General features: G+C 64.4%; 1 protein-coding gene and 1 pseudogene. Both read left to right on the forward strand.

All coding sequences use genetic code 11. The features are described 5' to 3' along the window. Positions 1-313: pseudogene (locus KY572_RS46845) on the forward strand (hypothetical protein); the annotation flags it as partial. Then, the coding region (locus KY572_RS46850; RefSeq protein WP_224250321.1) for a hypothetical protein at positions 310-1187 on the forward strand (878 nt) is incomplete at its 3' end. The pseudogene KY572_RS46845 and the gene KY572_RS46850, both read left to right, overlap by 4 nt.

Here is a 1187-nt window from a genome sequence, read left to right on the forward strand (position 1 = left end):
CGTCATCGAGGCGCAGCCCGCCGCTGGACAGCCTCCCCGCGTGGAGACCTTCAGCTTCAAGAGCCGCTACCTCGCGCAGCTAGACCCCGATCCCCTGGGTGCACAGATAGAGGCGGATGCATGCGCCGCTTTGGACTATTACGGCGGAACGCTGGACATTCTACGACCCTCTCTGAAACGTCGTGCGCAAGTGCAGCACGTCCGTCTCGTCTACGAGGGCGGCGTGCTCTTGCCCAAGAGAACCCAAGCCTTGGAGAAGGCGGTCAATCAGGTGCAATCGAGGGTCAAGGGCGTGGAGGTGGTGTTCCGATGAAGCTGCTGACGCTGCAGGATCTGAATGTGGAGGACAGTCTCGATCTCTATTGGGACGGTACTTTCGATCCACAGATGGACCCCAAGCGCGCCTTGGCCCCCTTCTTCGAGGCCCTCGAGAAGTATGCCGGTGAGTGGATGCCGGACATCGTCAAAGGCACGAGGCGGCGAAAGTACTCGCGAGCTGCTGTCTGGAAAGCGTTGGAGGAACGCCGTACCGAATACAGCTCAGGCTGTGGGCTCTATCACACGACATCTCCCTTCGTGTCATTGGCGCTCAGCTTCGGGCTCAAGCAGATTCCCCGAGAGCTGGGTGTCATGCTCCATGTACAGCCGCTGACCTTCTTCATGGACTCGGAGCGGTGTCGCAGGTTCGTGGAGCTGGTCCGCGCCTGGTCTTCCCATTACCCGGTGCCCTACGCCGCGGCTCACAGTGGGGCGGACGGGGAACTGGCGGACGCTCCGTACTACGGTCGCGATAAGCAGACCGCGCGGGCCAATGGGTTCGACCAGGTCTACGAGGTGTGCTGGCTCAACGTGTTCGGCCCGAAGCTGGTGGCTACCGTAGGCCGCGAGCGCATGCTGTCCACCCCCGCCCACCGGGTGGAGGAACTGCCCAACGGTTCCATCCTACTGGTGACGTGGCCCACCGCCGCGGACTTCACCCGGGAGGAAGCACGCCAGGCCCAGGCGCGTGCGCTGGTGCATCTGCGCCCGGAGCTCGACTTCGCCACGGTGCTGCGCAGCCTCCAGGAGCGCAACGCCGCCCTCGTGCCCGTCGAGCCCCGCTTCTCACCAGAGGTGGCCCCCCTGCTGGCGCGGCTGGTGGACAGCGTCGCCATCAGCCAGCGCCAGCGGAGAATCGCGGAGCTCAA

Origin of the sequence: Hyalangium gracile (genome assembly GCF_020103725.1) — a bacterium.
Classification (GTDB): domain Bacteria; phylum Myxococcota; class Myxococcia; order Myxococcales; family Myxococcaceae; genus Hyalangium; species Hyalangium gracile.